21 protein-coding genes and 1 pseudogene are annotated in these 20,311 nt (G+C 63.8%); 14 read left to right on the top strand and 8 right to left on the bottom strand.

The window, feature by feature from the left end; all coding sequences use genetic code 11:
• Positions 1 to 76: 76 nt before the first annotated feature.
• Positions 77 to 841, bottom strand: a complete 765-nt coding sequence (locus NKJ17_RS01690; protein WP_352505924.1) for a L,D-transpeptidase — start codon at positions 839 to 841, stop codon at positions 77 to 79.
• 188 nt (positions 842 to 1,029) lie between these two features.
• On the opposite strand from NKJ17_RS01690, the gene NKJ17_RS01685 reads away from it, so the two are divergent.
• From NKJ17_RS01685 to xylB, 3 genes are all read left to right on the top strand, one after another.
• Entirely contained in the window at positions 1,030 to 1,653 is a 624-nt protein-coding gene (locus NKJ17_RS01685) for a LysE family translocator (protein WP_352505925.1), read from the top strand.
• A gap of 9 nt (positions 1,654 to 1,662) precedes the next feature.
• Complete coding sequence (locus NKJ17_RS01680) at positions 1,663 to 2,988, top strand: tetratricopeptide repeat protein (RefSeq protein WP_352505926.1); 1,326 nt, start codon at positions 1,663 to 1,665, stop codon at positions 2,986 to 2,988.
• Between the two features lie 191 nt (positions 2,989 to 3,179).
• Positions 3,180 to 4,634 (top strand): xylulokinase, encoded by a 1,455-nt coding sequence (xylB, locus tag NKJ17_RS01675; protein WP_352505927.1) that lies wholly within the window; start codon positions 3,180 to 3,182, stop codon positions 4,632 to 4,634.
• Positions 4,635 to 4,672: 38 nt separating this feature from the next.
• On the opposite strand, the gene NKJ17_RS01670 is transcribed toward xylB, so the two are convergent.
• Positions 4,673 to 5,035, bottom strand: coding sequence for a nuclear transport factor 2 family protein (locus tag NKJ17_RS01670; protein WP_352505928.1), 363 nt, complete (start codon positions 5,033 to 5,035; stop codon positions 4,673 to 4,675).
• Between the two features lie 110 nt (positions 5,036 to 5,145).
• Between NKJ17_RS01670 and xylA the strand changes: the two genes are divergently transcribed.
• Entirely contained in the window at positions 5,146 to 6,471 is a 1,326-nt protein-coding gene (xylA, locus tag NKJ17_RS01665) for a xylose isomerase (protein WP_352505929.1), read from the top strand.
• Between the two features lie 129 nt (positions 6,472 to 6,600).
• Here the strand turns inward: xylA and NKJ17_RS01660 are convergent, their stop codons facing one another.
• The gene (locus tag NKJ17_RS01660) at positions 6,601 to 7,233 is read right to left on the bottom strand and encodes a TetR/AcrR family transcriptional regulator (protein ID WP_352505930.1); all 633 of its coding nucleotides are present in this window, start codon (positions 7,231 to 7,233) and stop codon (positions 6,601 to 6,603) included.
• A 93-nt stretch (positions 7,234 to 7,326) separates the two neighbouring features.
• On the opposite strand from NKJ17_RS01660, the gene NKJ17_RS01655 reads away from it, so the two are divergent.
• Together NKJ17_RS01655 and NKJ17_RS01650 are read left to right on the top strand one after the other, a co-directional pair.
• Positions 7,327 to 7,983 carry an O-methyltransferase gene (locus NKJ17_RS01655; RefSeq protein ID WP_352505932.1) on the top strand — a complete coding sequence of 219 codons (657 nt, stop codon included), beginning with the start codon at positions 7,327 to 7,329 and terminating at the stop codon, positions 7,981 to 7,983.
• Between the two features lie 165 nt (positions 7,984 to 8,148).
• A complete protein-coding gene (locus NKJ17_RS01650) occupies positions 8,149 to 8,358 on the top strand; it encodes a hypothetical protein (protein ID WP_352505933.1) in 210 nt (69 codons plus the stop codon).
• A gap of 61 nt (positions 8,359 to 8,419) precedes the next feature.
• Here the strand turns inward: NKJ17_RS01650 and NKJ17_RS01645 are convergent, their stop codons facing one another.
• Positions 8,420 to 9,400 carry a GlxA family transcriptional regulator gene (locus NKJ17_RS01645; RefSeq protein ID WP_352505934.1) on the bottom strand — a complete coding sequence of 327 codons (981 nt, stop codon included), beginning with the start codon at positions 9,398 to 9,400 and terminating at the stop codon, positions 8,420 to 8,422.
• A gap of 76 nt (positions 9,401 to 9,476) precedes the next feature.
• Here NKJ17_RS01645 and bcoG point away from each other — a divergent pair, with 76 nt between their 5' ends.
• The 7 genes from bcoG to NKJ17_RS01610 all read left to right on the top strand — a co-directional run bounded on the left by bcoG (position 9,477) and on the right by NKJ17_RS01610 (position 17,221).
• A complete protein-coding gene (gene bcoG / locus NKJ17_RS01640; protein WP_352505935.1) occupies positions 9,477 to 10,388 on the top strand; it encodes a 3-dehydrocarnitine:acetyl-CoA trimethylamine transferase BcoG in 912 nt (303 codons plus the stop codon).
• A 28-nt stretch (positions 10,389 to 10,416) separates the two neighbouring features.
• Entirely contained in the window at positions 10,417 to 11,046 is a 630-nt protein-coding gene (locus tag NKJ17_RS01635; protein WP_352505936.1) for an HD domain-containing protein, read from the top strand.
• Entirely contained in the window at positions 11,043 to 12,116 is a 1,074-nt protein-coding gene (locus NKJ17_RS01630; protein WP_352505937.1) for a 3-hydroxyacyl-CoA dehydrogenase NAD-binding domain-containing protein, read from the top strand. Before NKJ17_RS01635 ends, NKJ17_RS01630 begins: the two co-directional genes overlap by 4 nt.
• 4 nt (positions 12,117 to 12,120) lie before the next feature.
• Positions 12,121 to 13,284: an acyl-CoA dehydrogenase family protein gene (locus NKJ17_RS01625; RefSeq protein WP_352505938.1), complete on the top strand. Its 1,164-nt coding sequence runs from the start codon at positions 12,121 to 12,123 to the stop codon at positions 13,282 to 13,284.
• 64 nt (positions 13,285 to 13,348) lie between these two features.
• Positions 13,349 to 15,427, top strand: a complete 2,079-nt coding sequence (locus NKJ17_RS01620) for an acetate--CoA ligase family protein (protein ID WP_352505939.1) — start codon at positions 13,349 to 13,351, stop codon at positions 15,425 to 15,427.
• Positions 15,420 to 16,202 (top strand): carnitinyl-CoA dehydratase, encoded by a 783-nt coding sequence (locus NKJ17_RS01615; RefSeq protein ID WP_352505940.1) that lies wholly within the window; start codon positions 15,420 to 15,422, stop codon positions 16,200 to 16,202. The genes NKJ17_RS01620 and NKJ17_RS01615 overlap by 8 nt, the downstream gene beginning before the upstream one ends.
• Before the next feature lie 77 nt (positions 16,203 to 16,279).
• Positions 16,280 to 17,221 carry an alpha/beta hydrolase gene (locus tag NKJ17_RS01610; RefSeq protein ID WP_352505941.1) on the top strand — a complete coding sequence of 314 codons (942 nt, stop codon included), beginning with the start codon at positions 16,280 to 16,282 and terminating at the stop codon, positions 17,219 to 17,221.
• A 46-nt stretch (positions 17,222 to 17,267) separates the two neighbouring features.
• Here NKJ17_RS01610 and NKJ17_RS01605 read toward each other — a convergent pair whose 3' ends face one another.
• The 3 genes from NKJ17_RS01605 to NKJ17_RS01595 form a co-directional block, all read right to left on the bottom strand.
• A complete protein-coding gene (locus NKJ17_RS01605; RefSeq protein WP_352505942.1) occupies positions 17,268 to 17,531 on the bottom strand; it encodes a hypothetical protein in 264 nt (87 codons plus the stop codon).
• Between the two features lie 94 nt (positions 17,532 to 17,625).
• Entirely contained in the window at positions 17,626 to 18,411 is a 786-nt protein-coding gene (locus NKJ17_RS01600; RefSeq protein ID WP_352480219.1) for a DUF899 domain-containing protein, read from the bottom strand.
• A gap of 170 nt (positions 18,412 to 18,581) precedes the next feature.
• On the bottom strand, positions 18,582 to 19,136 hold the full coding sequence (locus NKJ17_RS01595; protein WP_352505944.1) for an autotransporter: 555 nt from the start codon (positions 19,134 to 19,136) through the stop codon (positions 18,582 to 18,584).
• A gap of 99 nt (positions 19,137 to 19,235) precedes the next feature.
• Here NKJ17_RS01595 and NKJ17_RS01590 point away from each other — a divergent pair, with 99 nt between their 5' ends.
• Complete coding sequence (locus NKJ17_RS01590; RefSeq protein WP_352686559.1) at positions 19,236 to 19,982, top strand: GntR family transcriptional regulator; 747 nt, start codon at positions 19,236 to 19,238, stop codon at positions 19,980 to 19,982.
• Between the two features lie 136 nt (positions 19,983 to 20,118).
• Here NKJ17_RS01590 and NKJ17_RS01585 read toward each other — a convergent pair.
• Positions 20,119 to 20,302, bottom strand: a pseudogene (locus NKJ17_RS01585) (FAD-binding protein); the annotation flags it as partial.
• Positions 20,303 to 20,311: the final 9 nt, after the last annotated feature.

Below are 20,311 nucleotides of genomic sequence, written 5' to 3'. Positions count from 1 at the left end.
ATGAAATCGCAGGCACTTTCGCCTGTCTTGCGGCATCGCGCAACGGCAGAGTGATCGCTGAAGGCGAAGCCGCCGTTCAGACGACGACGACCGGGTTTTTCTTGGAGACGCGGCTGTAGAGATCGATGATGTCCTGGTTGATCAGGCGCACGCAGCCCGACGACATCGCCTGGCCGATGCTCCACCATTCGGGCGAGCCGTGGATGCGATAACCGGTGTCGCTGCCGTTCTGATAGATGTAGAGGGCACGCGCGCCGAGCGGATTGTCGAGGCCGCCCGGCTGTCCGCCTTGCCACTTCACTAGTTCCGGCCTGCGGGCGATCATCTCGGGCGGCGGGGTCCAGACCGGCCATTCCTTGCCGTACTGGATGTTGGCGCGGCCGGACCAGCGGAATCCGTCCTTGCCTATACCGACGCCGTAACGGATCGCCTCGCCGCCGGGCTGCACCAGATAGAGCAGCCGTTCCTGCGAGTGAACGACGATGGTGCCGGGCTGCTCGCCGGTCGGATCGACGACGATCTGGCGGCGAAACTCCGGCTTGATCTTGAGATAGGGCACCTCCGGCACGTTGAAGCCACCGTCGGTAAGCGAAGCGTACATCACGTCGGGGCTGGTGATGTTCTTGTCGACGCTGATGCTCGGACGGACGGGCCGGATCGAGCCGGTGGTGACGTCGTCGAGCTGGAGCGACGGCAGATCCAGCGTCTGGCTGCAGCCTGTGACGCCGAGCAGCGCTAGCGCGCCGGCGCCGGACAGCACCGTGCGGCGGGAAAGCTGTAGTTCGGTTTCGATTGCGTCGCCATTATGCGGCAGCGACAGACCGTGCGGCAACTCACGCATTTACCCAAACCCTACGCTGTCGGCGGGAAACACGGTCCGGCCGGATAGCAGGCATTTTCACCAATCATGGTTGAAAAAGCGTGAAGGCCAGCCGCCTGGCGTTAACGAGGGGCTTTTTCGATTCTTGCCTCTTTACATCTGCGCGAGGTCAAGGATTTATCCTCTTCTTTGAGCTCAAGGAGAAGAAAATGTCCTTCGAAAACTGGGCCGCGTTTGCCGCTGCCTCGGCGGTCCTTCTGGTCATTCCTGGCCCGACCATCCTGCTGGTGGTTTCCTATGCACTTGGCCAAGGCTGGCGCACCGCGCTGCCGATGGCAGTCGGCGTGGCGCTCGGCGACTTCACCGCGATGACACTGTCGATGCTGGGCATCGGCGCGCTGCTGGCGGCGTCGGCCACCGTATTTGCGGTGCTGAAGGTGATCGGCGCCGGCTATCTGATCTATCTCGGTATCAAGCTGTTTCGCGCCGGCGGCGCGCTCCGGGCCGAACCGCGCACCGATGCGGTGTCATCGGCGAAAATGGCGGCGCATGCCTGGCTGGTTACTGCGCTCAATCCGAAAAGCATCACCTTCTTCGTCGCCTTCCTGCCGCAGTTCCTCGACCGGCACGCGGATTTCTGGACACAGATGCTGATCTTCGAGACGACCTTCCTGACGCTCGCCTTCGCCAACGCCGTCGGTTATGCGCTGATCGCCGCAAGGGCGCGCAACGTCGTGCGCAATCCAAAGGCGATCCGCATCTTCAACCGCACCGGCGGCACGCTGCTGGTCGGCGCAGGCATCGCCACGGTGGCGATGCGATCGGGCAACTGAGGACACGCCATGGCGGTCAGGGATGCATTCGGCCTGACACTGTCTGGCGCGACGGAGGCCGGGTTTTCGTCCTACAGCCAGGCCGTGCGCGAATTGCAGTGCTTCATCGGCGATCCGGTCGGCTCCATTGACCGGGCAATCGCCGACGATCCCGGCTTCGTCATGGCGCAGGTGTTCAAGGGTTATCTCTTTGGCCTCGCCACCGAGCGTGAGGCGACGGCGGTGGCCAAGGCATGTCACGAGGCGGCGCTGCCGCTTGCCGCGACGACACGTGAGCAGGCGCATGTCGCCGCCCTTGGCCACCTTGCGGAGGGACGCTGGCACGAGGCCGCCCGCGTGCTGGAGGATATCGCCATCGAGTTTCCGCTCGATGCGCTGGCGCTGCAGACCGGGCACCAGATCGACTTCTTCACCGGCAACGCGCGCATGCTGCGCGACCGCATCGGCCGCGCGCTGCCGTCCTGGCAGAGCGGCATGCCGGGCTATCACGCCATACTCGGTATGCAGGCCTTTGGCCTGGAGGAAATGGGCGATTACGCGCGCGCCGAAAAACTTGGCCGTACGGCGGTCGATCTCCAGCCGCGCGACGGCTGGGCCCAGCATGCGGTGGCCCATGTCATGGAGATGCAGAGCCGGCAAAAGGACGGCATTCTGTGGATGCGCGCCAATCCCGAAGCGTGGACGCGGGAAAGTTTCCTGCAGGTGCACAATTGGTGGCACCTGGCGCTGTTCCACTACGATCTCGGCGAAATCGACGAGGTGCTGGCGCTCTATGACGGGCCGATCTATGGCGAGCGCTCGACGCTGACGCTCAACATGGTCGATGCCTCGGCGATCCTGTGGCGGCTGCATCTCGGCGGCGTCGATGTCGGCAGCCGCTGGGCGGCGCTCGCCGCCAACTGGTTGCCCAAGGCCAGCGCCGGCCATTATGCCTTCAACGATGCCCACGCAATGATGGCGTTTGTCGGTGCCGGCCTCGACGCGCCGGCCAGCGGCTTGCTCGAGGCGCAGCGCGAGGCGATGCGCGGCAAAGACGACAACGCCGCTTTCACCCGGGATGTCGGCCATCCCCTGACGCTCGCCATCAAGGCATTCGGCGAGGGCAATTATGCCGGGACGATACGCCTGATCCGGCCGATCCGGGCGATCGCCCATCGCTTCGGCGGCAGCCACGCCCAACGCGACGTCATCGACCTGACGCTGATCGAGGCGGCATTGCGTTCCGGTGATGGCGCGCTGGCAAGGGCGCTGGCGGCGGAACGCGCGCTGGCACGGCCGGACAGCCCGTTGTCGGCACTGTTTTCACGGCGCGCAATCGCTCTCGCCGCGAATTGACCAAGATCAAATCTTGCCTTAAAAACTGCCCCGGCCAGATTTTTTCGAGTGTCGAAAAAATCTTCGCGTGTTGACTGGAGCGTTTTTCCGGCAGCACGATTGCCGGGATATCTTCGCCGTCCGTGTCGCAGGACTGGGCTGGGGAGCAACAAAGACCGTCGCCGCCAGGCCTGACGGACATGGGAGGAAGCATGTATCTCGGCCTCGATCTCGGCACGTCGGGCGTCAAGGCGCTGCTGATCGATGCAAGTCAGGGCATCGTCGGTTCCGGCCATGCGCCGCTCGATGTGTCGCGCCCGCATCCCGGCTGGTCCGAGCAGAACCCGGCCGACTGGATTCGCGCCTGCGAAGCGGCGATCGCCGAGCTGCGGTCCACGCATGCGAAGGAGCTCGCGGCGGTGAAAGGCATCGGCCTTTCCGGCCATATGCATGGCGCCACCCTGCTCGATGCCGCCGACCAGGTGCTGCGCCCCTGCATCCTGTGGAACGACACACGCAGCCACGCCGAGGCGGCTGCACTCGATGCCGACCCGCGCTTTCGCAAGCTGACCGGCAACATCGTCTTTCCCGGCTTCACCGCGCCAAAGCTCGCCTGGGTGAAAAACAACGAACCGGCTGTTTTTGCCAAGGTGGCAAAGGTCCTGCTGCCGAAGGACTTTTTGCGGCTCTGGCTCGCCGGCGACCATATCTCGGAAATGTCGGATTCGGCTGGCACGTCGTGGCTCGACGTCGGCAAACGCGACTGGTCCTCCGAACTGCTCGCAGCGACGTCGCTCGATGAAAGGCAGATGCCGTCATTGGTCGAAGGCACGGCCAAGGCCGGTGCCTTGCGCGGCGAACTGGCTGCGAAATGGGGCATGCAGACGGGCATCCCGATCGCCGGCGGCGCCGGCGACAACGCGGCCTCGGCCTGCGGCATGGGCACGGTCGGCGCCGGCCAGGCTTTCGTCTCGCTCGGCACGTCGGGCGTGCTTTTTGCCGCCAACGCGTCCTATCTGCCCAATCCGGAAAGTGCGGTGCACACATTCTGCCACGCACTGCCCGGCACCTGGCACCAGATGGGCGTCATCCTGTCGGCAACCGATTCACTCAACTGGCTGTCGGCAATTGCGGGAAAAGGCGCCGTCGAGTTGACCGCCGAACTCGGCGATGCGCTGCAGGCGCCGACCGGTGTCTCCTTCCTGCCGTACCTGTCAGGCGAGCGGACGCCTCACAATGATTCCGTCATTCGGGGCGCCTTTACCGGGCTTGCCCACGAGTCCGGCCGCGCGGCGCTGACCCAGGCCGTGCTCGAAGGCGTCGCCTTCGCCTTCCGCGACAGCCTCGAAGCCCTGGCCAAAGCCGGCACGACGCTGACCCGGGTGACGGCGATCGGCGGCGGCTCGCGTTCGCGCTACTGGCTGAAGGCCGTCGCCACAGCGCTTGGCCTGCCAGTCGATATTCCAGCCGACGGCGATTTCGGCGCCGCCTTTGGCGCCGCCCGGCTTGGCCTGATCGCGGCGACCGGCGCCGATCCGCGCGCCGTGTGCACGGCGCCGGCGACGGACGCCACGGTCGAGCCGGTCGCCGCCCTCGGCGGTGCCTATGCAGATGCCTATCAGCGCTACCGCCAGCTTTACCCGGCGATCAGGAGCGCCACGGCGTGAGCGGTTTCCCACCCTCGCCGTGGCCTGCCGAGAAGGCCTCACTGTGCCGGCACCTTGTCGAGAAAGCCGGTGACGCTTTTCAGCCGGCCATTTTCGATGACGCCGATATCGGTGCCTTCGATGACGGACTCGACGCCTTCCGGCCCGAGATTCCAGGAGAAACGGATGGTATCGGCGAAGCCGTCCGGCTTGCCTTTCAGCGAGAACCTGAAGCCGGCAAAGCGCTGCTGCACGCCTTCGATCAGCGCAGCGATGCCGTCATGGCCGTCGCCCTGCATGATCGGATCGCGGTAGCCGACGTCCTCGGTGAAGGTCGCCTCGAGCAAGGCTTTCCTGCGTGCGGCGTCGCTCTCGTTCCAGGCGGCGATGTAGTTTTCGGCAATGGTGTTGAGGTCGGTCATGGTCTGTCTCCTTCGTTGGGTGGCTTTGACATGAGCCTTTTCGACCAGCGCCAGCGCGAAACCAATTACGCCTGAGGTAATCAGGCCGAACCATGCGAGAGGAAAAGAACATGAGCAGCGGTTTTTTCGGCGACATCCAACAGATCAAATACGAGGGACCGGATTCGACCAATCCGCTGGCCTACCGGTTCTACAATCCCGACGAGATTGTCGCCGGCAAGCGGCTCGAAGACCATCTGCGCTTTGCCGTCGCCTATTGGCATTCCTTTGCCTGGCCGGGCGGCGATCCGTTCGGCGGCCAGACATTTGACCGGCCGTGGTTTCCGAAGGCCGGCAGCACCGACACGATGGAGTTGGCCAAGCTCAAGGCCGACGTCGCCTTCGAGATGTTTTCGTTGCTGGGCGCGCCTTATTTCTGCTTCCACGATGCCGACGTGCGGCCGGAGGGCCGGGACTTTTCCGAAAGTGCGGCGCGGCTCGACGAGATCGCCGATTATTTCTCGGAAAAGATGAAGCAGACCGGCGTCAAGCTGTTGTGGGGCACGGCCAACCTGTTCTCCAACCGCCGCTTCATGTCGGGCGCCGCCACCAATCCCGATCCGGACGTCTTTGCCTATTCGGCGGCGACGGTGAAACACTGTATCGACGTCACCAAGCGTCTGAACGGCGAGAACTACGTGCTGTGGGGCGGCCGCGAGGGCTATGAGACGCTGCTCAACACCGACCTTGCCCGCGAGCAGGAACAGGCCGGCCGTTTCCTCAATCTGGTCGTCGATTACAAGCACAGGATCGGCTTCGAAGGCACCATCCTGATTGAGCCGAAGCCTCAGGAGCCAACCAAGCACCAGTATGATTACGACGTCGCCACCGTCTATGGCTTCCTCAAGCGTTTCGGACTGGAGAATGAGGTCAAGCTCAACATCGAGCAGGGCCACGCCATCCTGGCCGGCCATTCGTTCGAGCATGAACTGGCGCTGGCCAATGCGCTGGGAATCTTCGGCTCGATCGACATGAACCGCAACGACTACCAGTCGGGCTGGGACACCGACCAGTTCCCCAACAATGTGCCGGAGATGGCTCTCGCCTACTATCAGGTGCTGCAGGCCGGCGGCTTCAAGACCGGCGGCACCAATTTCGACGCCAAGCTCAGGCGCCAGTCGCTCGATCCGCAGGATCTGCTGATCGGCCATATCGGCGGCATGGATTGCTGCGCTCGCGGCCTCAAGGCGGCAGCGCGCATGGTCGAGGACAAGGCGCTGTCCGGCCCGCTCGCCGAGCGCTATGCCGGCTGGGATTCGGCCGAAGCCAAGGCGATGCTTGCCGGCAAGCGCACGCTGGAGGAAATTGCCGAGCGCGTCGTCAAGGAGAAGATCAAGCCGCAGCCCAGATCCGGTCGTCAGGAACTACTCGAAAACGTCGTCAACCGGTACGTCTGAGGCATACCATCCCGCGGCCGCATTGTTCAGCGGCCGCGGGATAAAGACGACTTTCCGCGGGGCTGACACCGACAAGGTTTGCCCGTGCGAAACTTTCGGTCTGCTTGCTGACCGGGCCTGGCATTTGCCTTAGCCGTGATCGAGGCCTCTCAGGTAGGCGCAGAACATGTCGGCCATGGCGTCGGCGTAGGCTTCGATCTCCGCGGGGGTTCGGGGCAACTCCGAGAACTGCTTCCCCACCGTGCTGAGCGTCGTCATGACCAGGTCGCCGGCCAATTCGCGAGTCGCTTGCGCGGCGTTGGGCAACGCCTTCTGCATGAAGAGCTGGATGGTGCGGTCTCCGGACGCCCTTGCCGCCTGCGCCTCAGGCGCGTCGCGGTAAAGCGGTGCGGCGTCGTCGAGCGCCACACGCACCGCGGCCTCGTCACACTCCGAGCGGAGGAAGGCGTGGACCAAGGCGCGCAGCCGTTCAAATGGCGGTTTCCCGACATCCTCGAGGATGTCGCGCAGCAAATCGGTCGTCTGCCGCCATTCGTCGCTCTGGAGCCGGAACAGGATCGCCGCCTTGTTCGGAAAATACTGATACAGCGATCCGACACTGACACCGGCCTTCTCGGCCACCCGCGCCGTGGTGAAGCGCTGCGCGCCTTCCCTCGCCAAAACCTGAACAGCAGCCTGCAAAATCGCAGCAACGAGCTCTGCCGAGCGGGCCTGCTTGGGCTGTTTTCGCGAGGAAATCCGCGGACTGCGGTGATCGCTCATTGAGAGGCGCGCCAATGCGATTAGTAAATGCGAATGATTAGTCGTATTTTGAGTGCCGCGCAAGAACGCATTCAATTCTGACTGGAGACCAACATGACTACACTGTCGACAACGCCGCTCGCGCCCCTGCTGGATCGCCTGTTCGAGGAAGCCGCTGCCGCAACGAGCCCTGCGGTGGCGGAGCTCTCCGCCGAAGATCGGATGCGCCTGGTTCGAAGCAAGACCGAATACCTCGATTTCTATGGGCGGCTAAAGGACCTCTGGCTTCCCGTTTCGCGAGAGACCGGCACGCTGCTCTACATGCTGGCACGGGGCAGCAGCGCAAGGACGATCGTTGAATTTGGAACCTCGTTCGGCATCTCGACCCTGCACCTTGCCGCAGCCTTGCGGGACAATGGCGGTGGCCGCCTCATCACCAGCGAGTTCGAGCCATCCAAGGTGGCGCGCGCCAGGAACAATCTGACGGCAGGCGGTCTCATCGACCTGGTGGAAATCCGAGAAGGAGATGCGGTGCAAACATTAAGCGTCGATCTTCCCGAAACCGTCGACCTGCTTCTGCTCGACGGCGCCAAAGCGCTCTATCCAGAGATCTTGAGTCTGGTCGAAAGCCGCCTCAGGCCGGGCGCCTTCGTCGTTGCCGACAACGCCGATCTTTGCCCCGAATACCTCGAGCGGGTGCGCTCGACCGGAGGCGGCTACATGTCCACGTCGTTCAGCGAGGATGTCGAGCTGTCGATGCGGCTTGGCTGAAGCACTGCCTGACCTACTGGTACGATCGTGCCCAAGATGGGCGGCGGCGGACAAAACTTTGCCCGGCGCCGCCCATCAATCGCCTCGCTCTTGCCTTCAAACAGCCGTCACGAACCTCCTATAGTGTGGTTCGTGGCGGGAACGGAAAGAAGGAGGCGAAACGATATGCAGCACGAACGCGAAATCGACGCCCTGCTCTCATCTGGCGAGGCCGGATCGATCATCGACCGGCTGATGGCGCTGCCGCACCCGAAGCAAGGTGCGCTGAGTGCGAACGAATGGGATCGCGCGGTCGCCAGCCGCTTCGAGACCCATCTTGCGAGACAAATGCGCTCGCAGATCGACGGCAACAGCGACCGCCTGGACGCTGCCTGATCTACCTTTGTCTATGCATGCCGTTGTCCCAAAACCGCTACGGACTTTTGGGCGACATGCATTATCCCTGACGCAACCTGACCGGCGCTTCGCCGAACGCTCTTGAAAACGCTCTGGAAAATGCCGCGGCGGACGAAAAGCCCGTTCGCCCGGCAATATCGGCCATAGCCACGCGCGTGTCGACCACCAGCCGGCGCGCGGCGCCGAGGCGCAGCCTGAGATAATAGGCGCCGGGCGTTTCGCCGATCGACTTGCGAAAGATACTTTCCAGCGTTCGTGCCGTCACCCCGGCGCGCTTGGCCACCGCGGCTATGGTCAGCGGCTGGTCGATATGCGCTTCCATCAGCCGGATGGCTTGCGCCAACCTGGGATCGTAGCCGTCGAGACGGCCGAGCGAGACCAGCGGCTGCGCGTCGGTCGCGGCGCGCGCCTGGTCGTAGATGAAGACGCTCGCGACATCGAGCGCCACGGCCATGCCGAGCCGCGTGCGAATCAGATGCAGCATCAGGTCGAAGGTCGGCGAGGCGCCGCCGGAGGTGAACACCGGGCCGTCGATGACGTAGCGATCGGGGCGCACGTCGACGCCGGGAAAGGCCGACGAGAAATCCTCCATGTCCTCCCAGTGGGTGGTGGCGCTGCGCCCTTCCAGCAAGCCCGCGCGCGCCACCAGCCACGTACCCGCCTCGACGCCGCCGCAGGCGCGTGCCGCGCGCGCCGCCCGGCGCAGTCCGGACAGCAGGGCCGATGTGGCATAGTTCTGCGTGCCGAATCCGGCGACGACGACCAGCATGTCGGTTGTGTCAGCCGCATCGAAGCGGCCGCTGACCGCCACCGGCAGGCCGCATGTGGTAACCGGCGCCTCGCCCGTCACCGAGACCAGCCTGAAATCGAACAGCGTCTCACCGGCAATGCGGTTTGCGGCGCGCAATGGATCGACGGCTGAGGCGACGCACATGATCGATGAGCCGGAGAATACCAGCAGCGTTACCTCGAGCGGCAAACGCTCGGCCTGAAAGATCGTCGGTTTTTCGTTTTTGGTCACACGATCTTCGTAAAACGCAAAACAGTTTCCGGCAAGTCAGGCATTCTTGCCCTACGTCCTATTGGGAGAGAGTCCGATGCCGTTAGCGATGAACCGTGAGGTCTTCATTACCTGTGCCGTGACCGGGTCCGGCAGTTCGCAGGATCGCAGCCCGCATGTGCCGCGTTCGCCCAAGCAGATCGCCGATTCGGCCATCGAGGCGGCAAAGGCAGGTGCGGCGATCGTCCACTGTCATGTGCGCGATCCCGAAACCGGCAAGCCCAGGCGCGACGTACACCTTTATCGTGAAGTAACGGAGCGCATCCGCGCGGCGGATGTCGATGTGGTTTTGAACCTGACCGCCGGCATGGGCGGCGACATGGTGTTCGGCCCGCCGGAAAACCCGCTGCCGCTGAACGAAAAAGCCACCGACATGGGCGGTGCCAGCAACCGCATGGAGCACGTCCGCCAGTGCTTGCCGGAAATCTGCACGCTCGACTGCGGCACGATGAATTTCGCCGAGGCCGACTATGTCATGACCAATACGCCCGGCATGCTGCGTGCCATGGGCGGCATGATGACGGCGCTCGGCGTCAAGCCGGAGATCGAGGCTTTTGACACCGGGCATCTGTGGTTCGCCAAGCAATTGGTCGAGGAAGAAGTGCTGAAGCCGGACGCCTTGGTGCAATTATGCATGGGTGTGCCGTGGGGGGCGCCGGACGACCTCAACACCTTCATGGCGATGGTCAACAATGTGCCGTCGACCTGGAACTGGTCGGCTTTTGCCATCGGCCGCAACCAGATGGCCTACGTCGCTGCCGCGGTGCTCGCCGGCGGCAATGTCCGCGTCGGGCTGGAGGACAATCTCTGGCTCGACAAGGGCGTGCTGGCGACCAATGCGCAATTGGTCGAGCGGGCGGTCAGCATCGTGTCGAATATGGGTGCCAGGGTCATCGGCCCGGACGAAGTCCGCAAGAAGCTCAACCTGACGAAGCGCGCACCGCTTTGAACAGGGAATCGGTTGGGAGGAGCCGCCGATGAAGACCGTGAAATTCACCGCCATGAAGGACGGCGACCGCGAGGATTACGCCTTCCTCACCGAGCACGAGATCGACTACGCGGCAAAGACCGGCGAACGGCTGCTCGACGCGCTCGTCCAGCTTGATGCGGGTCTCTCGGGCTACAAGATCACCCGGCTCGGCCATTCGCTGCAAGCGGCAACGCGGGCCTGGCGCGACGGCGCCGACACCGACTGGATTGCCTGCGCCTTGCTGCACGACATCGGCGACATCTACGCGCCCTATAATCATGACGAATATGCGGCGTCGATCCTGAAACCCTTCGTTCGCGAGCAATGCACCTGGGTGGTGGAAAAGCACGGCGACTTCCAGCGCCTCTATTACGCCCATCACCTCGGCGGCAATCCGCACGCCCGCGACCGTTTCGCCGGGCACATCTACTTCGACGATTGCGATGAGTTTTGCGAACGATGGGATCAGTCGAGCTTCGATCCCGACTACGAGACATTGCCGATCGATTTCTTCCGGCCCTTCGTGCTCGAAGTGTTCGCGCGCAAGGCCTATGACGCGTCCGTGATCCGTGCCGGCGAACGCGTCGCCCTCACCGACCCCGCAACAGCCAGCACAAGAACCGGAGCTTCCGCATGAGCATCATCAACAAGGCGGCAGCCATCGGCGGCGGCGTGATCGGCGCCGGTTGGGTCGCGCGGCTGCTGCTCAACGGCATCGACGTATCGATCTTCGATCCCGACCCCGAGGCATCACGCAAGGTCGGCGAGGTGATGAAGGGAGCGCGACGCGCCTACAAGCAGATGCTGCCCGGCGGCTTGCCGAAAGAGGGCAAGCTCACCTTCGCCAAGACGATCGCCGAGGCGGTGGCCGATGCCGATTTAATCCAGGAAAGCGTGCCGGAGCGGCTCGACCTGAAGCACCGCGTGCTGGCCGAAATCGACCTTTATGCGCCGGCCAACGCAATTGTCGGCTCCTCCACTTCCGGCATCAAGCCGACCGACATGCAGGTGGCGATGAAGAAGCATCCGGAGCGGCTGGTCGTCGGCCATCCGTTCAACCCCGTCTATCTGCTGCCGCTGGTCGAGATCGTCGGCGGCGAACAGACCTTTCCCGAGGCGATCGACGTCGCCAAGGAGATGTATGCCTCGATCGGCATGAAGCCGGTGGTGATCCGCAAGGAGATCGAAGCCTTCGTCGGCGACCGCCTGCTCGAAGCGGCATGGCGCGAGGCGCTGTGGCTGGTCAAGGACGGCATCTGCACGGTCGAGGAGCTCGACGACATCATGCGCTATGGCTTCGGCCTGCGCTGGGCGCAGATGGGCATGTTCCAGGTCTATCGCGTCGCCGGCGGCGAGGCCGGCATGCGGCACTTCATGGCGCAGTTCGGCCCGTGCCTGAAATGGCCCTGGACCAAGCTGATGGACGTGCCGGAGTTCAACGACGAGCTGGTCGAGCTGATCGCGACCCAGTCGGACGACCAGGCGCACGGTCTGTCGATCCGCGATCTCGAAAAGATCCGGGACGACAATCTGGTCGCCATCATGGAGGCACTGTCGAAGCAGAACAAAGGCAAAGGCTGGGGTGCCGGCGCCTTGCATAGGGACTACACCAGGCAGTTGGCCAAGCTTGCGGCAAAGAAGCCCAGCGCCTCCAGGGCGGCCGAAAAGGCCAAGGCTGAAAAGCCGAAGAAAAAGAAGAGAGGCTGAGACCATGGATTTTGGTCTTTCGGAGGAGCAGAAGCTCATCGTCGAGACGACGCGGGCCTTCGTCGAGAACGAGCTTTACCCGCATGAGCGCGAGGTTGAACGCACCGGCGTGCTGCGCCGCGAGCTGATCGAGGAGATCAAGGCCAAGGCGATCGAAGCCGGCCTCTATGCCGCCAACATGCCAACGGAAGTCGGCGGCGCCGGGCTCGATACAGTGACCTGGCTGCTCTATGAAAAGGAACTCGGCCGCGCCAATTACGCGCTGCACTGGACCTGCGTGGCGCGGCCTTCGAACATCCTTCTCGCCGGCACGCCGGAGCAGCGCGAAAAATATCTGTTTCCCTGCATTCGCGGCGAGAAATGGGATTGCCTGGCAATGACCGAGCCGGGCGCCGGCTCCGATCTGCGCGGCATGAAGGCAACCGCCGTGCAAGACGGCGACGACTGGGTGCTGAACGGCACCAAGCATTTCATCAGCCATGCGGACCTCGCCGATTTCGCCATCGTCTTCATGGCCTCGGGTGAGGAAGAGTCTTCGCGTGGAAAACGCAAGAAGATCACCGCCTTTTTCGTCGACAAGGGCACCAAGGGTTTCACCGTGCGCGACGGCTACCGCAACGTCTCACATCGCGGCTACACCAATGCCATCCTCGAATTCGACGATTGCCGGTTGCCGGCCAGTCAGGTTCTGGGCGAGGTCCACAAAGGCTTCGACGTCGCCAATTCATGGCTTGGCGCGACGCGCCTGCAGGTCGGCGCCACCTGCCTCGGCCGCGCCGAGCGGGCGCTTGGCCACGCCGTCGAATACGCCGCGCAGCGCCAGCAGTTCGGCCAGCCGATCGGCAAATTCCAGGGCGTGTCGTTCAAGCTCGCCGACATGGCGACCGAGCTGAAGGCCGCCGACCTGATGGTGTTCGAAGCCGGCTGGAAGTACGATCAGGGTACCGTCACCGACCAGGACATGGCCATGGCCAAGCTGAAGGCCACCGAGATGCTTGCCTTCGTCGCCGACGAGGCGATCCAGATCCATGGCGGCATGGGGCTGATGGACGACCTGCCACTGGAACGCATCTGGCGCGACGCCCGCGTCGAGCGCATCTGGGAAGGCACTTCGGAAATCCAGCGACACATCATCTCGCGCGCGCTGCTGCGCCCGTTCGGGGGCTAGAGCGTGACCCCAAAAAGTGAAATCCGGTCTTTGGAAAAGATCATGCTCAGACGAAAAGATGACAATGCACAGGCTTGAACGTCTTTTGCGGCCGAAATCGATCGCTGTCTTCGGTGGTGCGCAGGCGGCGGCCGTCGTCGCGCAATCGATCAAAATGGGCTTTGCCGGCGAGATCTGGCCGGTGCATCCGACCAAGGACGAGGTCGCCGGCCGCAAGGCCTATCGCTCGGTGGCCGAATTGCCCAGTGCGCCGGATGCCGCTTTCGTCGGCGTCAACCGGCACTTGACCATCGAAGTGGTCAAGGCGCTGGCGGAGCGCGGCGCCGGCGGTGCGGTCTGCTTCGCCGCCGGCTTTCTCGAAACCGAGGCCTATGACGAAGACGGCGAGCGGCTGCAGGCCGAACTGGTCGAGGCGGCCGGCCAAATGCCGATCATCGGGCCGAACTGCTATGGGCTGATCAATTACGCCGACGGCGCGCTTTTGTGGCCCGACCAGCATGGCGGCATCAGGCTGCCGGAAGGCGGTCGCGGCGTTGCCATCATCACCCAGTCGTCGAACATCGCCATCAACATGACGATGCAGAAACGCGGCCTGCCGATCGCCTTCCTGATGACCGCCGGCAACCAGGCGCAGACCGGGCTTTCCGAAATGGCGCTCGGCCTGATCGAGGACGACCGCGTCACCGCGCTCGGCCTGCATATCGAGGCCTTCGATTCGGTAGCCGGCTTCGAAAGGCTGGCGGCACGGGCACGCGAGCTGAAGAAGCCTGTTATCGCCATGAAGGTCGGCCGCTCCGAGCAGGCGCGGCAGGCGACCGTCTCGCATACCGCGTCGCTGGCCGGCTCGGACGCGGCGTCCGGCGCTTTCCTGAGGCGGCTCGGCATCGCCCGGATCGATTCAATTCCCGCCTTCATCGAGGCGCTCAAGCTATTGCACGTCACTGGCCCCCTGCCCGGCTACCGGCTGTCATCGATGAGCTGCTCGGGCGGCGAGGCGTCGGTCATGGCCGACAGCGCCGAAGGCCGCTGGGTGACGTTTCCGCCACTCACCCCCGAGCACCGCGCGCGGGTCAAATCGACGCTCGGGCCGCTGGTCGCGGTGGCCAACCCGCTCGACTATCACACCTTCATCTGGAACAACGAACCGGCGATGACCGCCGCCTTCACCGCCATGGTGTCTGGCGGCTTCGACCTCAATATGCTGGTGCTCGACTTTCCGCGTCCCGACCGCTGCTCGGACACGGACTGGTGGGCGACGCTGCGCGCCTTCGAATCGGCGCTGAAGACCAACAGCGCGCAGGGCGCGATCGTCTCCTCGTTGCCGGAAAACCTGCCCGAGGAATACACTGCCGGCCTGATGGCGCGGGGCATGGTGCCGCTGTTCGGCATTTCCGAGGCCATGGACGCCGCCCAGGCGGCAGCCTTCATCGGCTGGGCGTGGCGCGAGCCGCAGGCGCAGCCGATCGACACTTCCGCGTCCGGCGCGCCGGCCGGCGACCATGTCACGCCGGACGAGGCCGAGGCGAAGGCGCGGCTCATCGAGGCCGGGCTCCCCGTGCCGAAGGGCGAGCGCGCCGGCAATGCGGTCGAAGCTGTGATCTCCTCGATGGCGCTCGGCTTCCCGGTGGCGCTGAAGGCTCTTGGCGTCATCCACAAGTCCGAGCTCGACGCGGTCCGGCTCAACCTCAGGGATGCCGAATCGGTCAGCACCGCCGCCCATGATCTCGGCCCGCTCGGCACCGGCCTTTATGTCGAGCGCATGGTGCGCGACGGCGTCGCCGAGCTGCTGGTCGGCTTCACTCGCGACCCGATGTTCGGCGCGGTGATGACGCTCGGCACCGGCGGCGTGCTGGTCGAGCTGTTGCGCGACAGCGTCACACTGATGCTGCCGGCGACCCGTGATGACATCGAGGCCGCTTTGCGCGGGTTGAAGCTGTTCCCGCTGCTCGACGGTTATCGCGGTCGGCCGAAGGCCGATGTCGCAGCTGCAATCGATGCGATATCGGGCATTGCTGCTTTCGTGCAGCAAAATGCCGGCGAGATCGAGGAGCTCGACATCAATCCTCTGATCGTCTGCACCGAGAGCAAGGGCGCCTGGATCGCCGACGCGCTGCTGGTGCTGGGAGAGAACAAAAATGTCTGACGTCATCACCACCCGCCGCGAGGGCACGATCCTCGAAGTCATGCTCGACCGGCCCAAGGCCAATGCCATCGACCTGAAGACGTCGCGGCTGATGGGCGAGACGTTCAAGGGGTTTCGCGACGATCCCGACCTGCGCGTCGCCATCGTCAAGACCGCCGGCGACAAGTTTTTCAGCGCCGGCTGGGACCTTAAGGCAGCGGCTGGCGGCGATGCCGTCGACGGCGACTATGGCGTCGGTGGCTTCGGCGGGCTGCAGGAATTGCGCGACCTCAACAAGCCGGTGATCGCCTGCGTCAACGGCATGGCGGTCGGCGGCGGCTTCGAGCTGGCGCTGTCCTGCGACCTCATCTACGCGTCGGACCACTCCTCCTTCGCGCTGCCCGAAATCCGCGCCGGCACGCTGGCCGATGCGGCAACGATCAAGCTGCCGAAGCGCATCCCTTATCACGTCGCCATGGACCTTTTGTTCACGGGCCGCTGGATGGATGTCGCCGAGGCGCATCGCTGGGGCCTGGTCAACGAGGTGCTGCCCAAGGAAAGACTGGAGGACCGCGTCTGGGAGATCGCCCGGCTGCTCGCCAGCGGCCCGCCGCTGGTCTTCGCCGCGATCAAGGAAACGGCCCGGGTCGCAGAATCGCTGACCTTCCAGGATGCCATGAACCGGGTGACGCGCCGGCAACTGCCGACGGTTGACGCGCTCTACGGCTCGGAGGACAATCTCGAGGGTTTTCGCGCCTTTGCCGAAAAGCGCGATCCGGTGTGGAAGGGCAGATAGTGAGTGTCCCTGGAACGACGGCGTTCCGTCCCAGAGGAGGGTGTTCAGGCGGATTCGTCACTATCCGTTCCGTTCCCATGACTAACTACAAGAAACTCATCGACGCCGAGACCTGGGCGTTCATCGAGCGGACCAATTCGTATTATCCGCCGGATACGATCGACTACACGATCGCCGAGCAGCGCGCGATCTACGACCGGATGTGCCGCGAATTCTCTGCCGGCTATCCGGATGGCGTGACGGCTGAAACCACCGCCATTGCCGCGCCAGCGCACGACGTCCCGATCCGCATTTATCGCAGCGCGGCGCCGAACGCCTCTGCGATGGTGCTCTATGTCCATGGCGGCGGCTACATCCTCGGCGGGCTCGACAGCCACGACGATGTCTGCGCCGAGCTTTGCGCCCGCACCGGCTATGAGGTGGTCTCGGTCGACTACCGGCTGGCGCCGGAACATCTGCACCCGGCCGCCTTCGACGATGCGATGGGCGCCTTCGAATGGGCCACCGCCACTTACGAATGCCCCGTCCTGCTCTGCGGCGACAGCGCCGGCGGCAATCTCGCCTGTGCCGTCAGTCATGCGACGCGTGGCCACGTGACAAAGCCGGTCGGCCAGGTGCTGATCTATCCTGGCCTTGGTGGCGATCGTTCACTCGGTTCCTATGTCACGCATGCCGAAGCGCCAATGCTGACGATGCGCGACCTGGAGTTCTATAAAAACATCCGGACTGGCGGAGTGGACGCTACAGGCGACATCACTTTGTCTCCGCTCGCCGACGCCGATTTCGCCTATCTGCCGCCTACCGTCGTGATCACCGCCGAATGCGACCCGTTGTCGTCGGACGGCGAAGCCTATCGCGACCGCGTCGTTGCCGCAGGCGGACGTGCCTGGTGGCTCGAGGAGCCGGGGCTGGTGCACGGCTATCTCAGAGCCAGGCACACGGCCGGCCGCGCCCGCTCGAGCTTTACCCGGATTGTCGATGCCGTGACGGTACTTGGGAAGGGCGAATGGATCTGGTGACGGCTGTCCTCCTCACCGCGAAGGGCCTTTATCGGCCGCTATAGCTCTACTTGCGGCGGCGTCGGCCGGAGACCCGCCTCAACCAAGGTCCCAAATGAAAGGCGCTCATCAGCAGGTACATCGGGACCATGCCGCCCAGCGGCGACGCATCTTGCCCGGTCGAGCACATCATATCCGGCGCTCCGCCAAGAAACGTCAGCAGCGCCATGGTTGCGAAGGCCGGCGCGGCCGCAAAGGACAGCCAATCGGCTGCGCCAAGGCCGGCCGGGCTCGCATCGGCGGTGGATCCGCCTGCATGAATCTCGCTCATGGCCATAGTCCTGCATAACGAGCGGGATGCGTCGAATGAACGTGCATCCCGCTCCTCCAATTGTCCTAGCCGCATTTCCGCGACGCCAAACGTTCTATTCGGTGCGGTTCCGGAACGCGGCCTCTCCGGCGTCCGACACCTCGACCCACTTTTTGTCGGGAACGGTTTCGGCGCCATAATTGTCGTGCCAGTTCCACCACTTGTACGTCGGCGTCTGCGGATAGCCTTCGGGCGAATCCTCCCAAACCTCCTGGCGGCCGAGCGGCGACAGGTCGAGATAGCTCCATACGGTCCCCATCGCCTCGTCGCCGCGGTTGTTGATGAAGTAGGTACGGAACACGCGATCGCCATCGCGGATGAACACGTTATGGCCGTGCCACTCGTCAACGCCGAAATCGGCATCGAAGCTGTCGGTGATGGTGTACCAGGGCATCTTCCAGTCCATCCGCGCCTTCAGCCGCGCAATGTCGGCCTGCGGTGCGCGCGAGGCGTAGGCAAGCGTGGTGTCGCGGGCGTTCAGATGGGCAAGATTGCCGACCTGGTCTGCCCCCAGCGAGCAGCCGCGGCAAGCGTGATCGGGCCAGCCGAATACGCCGGGCTCGAAGAAAGCGCGGTAGACGATCAGCTGACGGCGGCCCTCGAACAGGTCGAGCAGGCTCACCTTTCCGTTGGGGCCCTCGAACGTATAGGCCTTCTCCACCGCCATCCACGGCATCCGCCGACGCTCGGCGGCCAAGGCGTCGCGAGCCCGGGTCACGGTTTTCTCCTTCACGAGCAACTGCTGGCGCGCGGCCTCCCACGCATCAGGCGAAACGACCGGTGGTGTCTTCATCGCGAGCCGCGTCGTCTGCTCGCCTGTGCCATTCTGATGTGCCGTCATTGTGCATCTCCCTTGCTGGTCTGTTGTCGCACCATTCCCGGCGCGACGTGTTGCTGATCGGTCATGAGCCAGGATAGGGGCGATAGCGGATTGGCGAGAGTGACAAGTGTGACGCGATTCCGACGGGTTCGCTGATCACGGCCAATTTCGCCGCCCCGTGACGCCTCTGCTCATTCGTGCCCGGACTGCTGAATGGGCCGTGCGCCAGCCAGGTAGCGATCATTGTCAAACGGTTCGGCCTGGTTGCTGTCCGGGCTCCACAGCTGCCGGTGGGTTCGTGTGAGATCGCCGAGATAGACATGCAGCGCACCGGATCGCGCGCTGCCCGTATTCGCAACCGCATGCACGGTATTTGACGCCATGTGCACGACGGCAGGCGCTGCGATGTCCTGCCTTTCGGGAACATCGAGTTCGCTGCCGGCAACGGGATAGATGAAGTTCGTCTCGCTGCCCTTGTAGATGCCGATCAAGGCATCCATCAGGTGGTTGTGGGGCGGGTACTGCAGGCCGGGCGACAACGTGATGTGATAGATCGTCAGGTTCGGGCTGGCATGCAAAAGAACCTCGTCGTCGTCTTCTTCGTGAGCGAGTGTTCCCGATGCGTGAAAACGGTTGATGTAATCGCCCAGGACCGTCCTTACCGCTTCGAGGGGATCTGGCCCCTTCGCGGCATTGACGATATCATCGGCAACAGCGTAGAGAGGCGAGTTGGCGGGTAAAGGCATATCAGTTATCCTCCCTGAGATGCTCAGATTTTCAACCTGAGGTGCTCACGCTAGCGAATGTCGATGCCAGCGTCAACCGGACAGCCAAACGGACAAAATATGAAAACGACGAAGTTGACCGCCGAACCGGCAAGGCCGGCCACGGTCGAGGCGACAGCACTGTCAGCCGCCGACGTCCTTCGCAGGGAACAGGCATATGAGCAGCTGAGGAACGACATCATTGCCTGCGTGCTGCGCCCCGGCGAAGCGCTGACCGAAAAACAGATCGGCGATCGATACCAGATCAAAAAGGCAACCATCCGCGCGGCGTTGGCCCGTCTGATGCAGGAAGGTCTGGTCAGGAGCGAGCCGCGCCGCGGCTACGTCGTTGCAACGCTCAGCCTGCGGGACGTCAACGAGATCTTCGATGTCCGCAGCTTGATCGAACCGGAAGTGTTCAGGGTGGCGGCATCGAACATTACCGAGCGCGGGCTGGAGGACATCGGGCTGGCAGCGAGAAAAGTGCTGAAGCCGGAGACGTTGCGTAGTCATGTTGCATTCCTGGCGGCGGATCGTGCGTTTCGTCTGGCCCTTGCGGGGCTCTCGGGAAATTTACGACTGGCGCATCTACTGGACCAGATACTCGACCAGTCGGCGCGGGTTCTCCACCTTGGGTTCAAATCCCGCGACTTCACCCAGTTGATCATCGCCCAGCAAAAGGAACTGGTTCTTGCCTGCGAGGCAGGCGACGTTTCCGGCATCGTCAAACTTGCCCGTTCGCAGTGCCTGTTTCTCAAGAAGCAGGTGCTCGAGGCTTTGCTTGCCGGTTCCAAGCTTCGGGACGTCAATTTGCAGCCCTTCGCCTAGAGCGGTTCTCCTGGAACCGGTAACCGGCTCTAACTATCTGTTTTGCCGCATTTATGCGGGCGCCGAATGATTCCATTTGGCTGCAAAATGCTCAGAGGGAAAGTTGGCCGTTCGGTGCGACCGCCACCTTGGCGCAACGGCGCCGGCGGGGCTTGTTCACCCCACCGAGGAAGATGCCGCCGAGCGACCAGAATGCCTGGCCGCCAAGCGACTGCTCCGGCTCCTGCTCGACGGCCTTTGCCGGCCGCAGTCAGTTCGGCGGCCGCGACAAAGCCGGCAAGGCCGGCGCCGACGATGATCACATCCGCATCGTCGGGCATCTATTTGGC

The organism is Mesorhizobium sp. M0208, assembly GCF_040322015.1.
In the GTDB taxonomy this organism is placed as follows: domain Bacteria; phylum Pseudomonadota; class Alphaproteobacteria; order Rhizobiales; family Rhizobiaceae; genus Mesorhizobium.
The sequence above is the reverse complement of the archived record's forward strand: the minus strand, read 5'-3'. Positions and strand labels throughout refer to the sequence as shown.

Bases quoted from the DNA above. Each gene is read 5' to 3' on its own strand.
- NKJ17_RS01690 (WP_352505924.1), bottom strand. From the start codon at position 841: ATGCGTGAGTTGCCGCACGGTCTGTCGCTGCCGCATAATGGCGACGCA.
- NKJ17_RS01685 (WP_352505925.1), top strand. From the start codon at position 1,030: ATGTCCTTCGAAAACTGGGCCGCGTTTGCCGCTGCCTCGGCGGTCCTT.
- NKJ17_RS01680 (WP_352505926.1), top strand. From the start codon at position 1,663: ATGGCGGTCAGGGATGCATTCGGCCTGACACTGTCTGGCGCGACGGAG.
- xylB (WP_352505927.1), top strand. From the start codon at position 3,180: ATGTATCTCGGCCTCGATCTCGGCACGTCGGGCGTCAAGGCGCTGCTG.
- NKJ17_RS01670 (WP_352505928.1), bottom strand. From the start codon at position 5,035: ATGACCGACCTCAACACCATTGCCGAAAACTACATCGCCGCCTGGAAC.
- xylA (WP_352505929.1), top strand. From the start codon at position 5,146: ATGAGCAGCGGTTTTTTCGGCGACATCCAACAGATCAAATACGAGGGA.
- NKJ17_RS01660 (WP_352505930.1), bottom strand. From the start codon at position 7,233: ATGAGCGATCACCGCAGTCCGCGGATTTCCTCGCGAAAACAGCCCAAG.
- NKJ17_RS01655 (WP_352505932.1), top strand. From the start codon at position 7,327: ATGACTACACTGTCGACAACGCCGCTCGCGCCCCTGCTGGATCGCCTG.
- NKJ17_RS01650 (WP_352505933.1), top strand. From the start codon at position 8,149: ATGCAGCACGAACGCGAAATCGACGCCCTGCTCTCATCTGGCGAGGCC.
- bcoG (WP_352505935.1), top strand. From the start codon at position 9,477: ATGCCGTTAGCGATGAACCGTGAGGTCTTCATTACCTGTGCCGTGACC.
- NKJ17_RS01635 (WP_352505936.1), top strand. From the start codon at position 10,417: ATGAAGACCGTGAAATTCACCGCCATGAAGGACGGCGACCGCGAGGAT.
- NKJ17_RS01630 (WP_352505937.1), top strand. From the start codon at position 11,043: ATGAGCATCATCAACAAGGCGGCAGCCATCGGCGGCGGCGTGATCGGC.
- NKJ17_RS01625 (WP_352505938.1), top strand. From the start codon at position 12,121: ATGGATTTTGGTCTTTCGGAGGAGCAGAAGCTCATCGTCGAGACGACG.
- NKJ17_RS01620 (WP_352505939.1), top strand. From the start codon at position 13,349: ATGCACAGGCTTGAACGTCTTTTGCGGCCGAAATCGATCGCTGTCTTC.
- NKJ17_RS01615 (WP_352505940.1), top strand. From the start codon at position 15,420: ATGTCTGACGTCATCACCACCCGCCGCGAGGGCACGATCCTCGAAGTC.
- NKJ17_RS01610 (WP_352505941.1), top strand. From the start codon at position 16,280: ATGACTAACTACAAGAAACTCATCGACGCCGAGACCTGGGCGTTCATC.
- NKJ17_RS01605 (WP_352505942.1), bottom strand. From the start codon at position 17,531: ATGAGCGAGATTCATGCAGGCGGATCCACCGCCGATGCGAGCCCGGCC.
- NKJ17_RS01600 (WP_352480219.1), bottom strand. From the start codon at position 18,411: ATGACGGCACATCAGAATGGCACAGGCGAGCAGACGACGCGGCTCGCG.
- NKJ17_RS01595 (WP_352505944.1), bottom strand. From the start codon at position 19,136: ATGCCTTTACCCGCCAACTCGCCTCTCTACGCTGTTGCCGATGATATC.
- NKJ17_RS01590 (WP_352686559.1), top strand. From the start codon at position 19,236: ATGAAAACGACGAAGTTGACCGCCGAACCGGCAAGGCCGGCCACGGTC.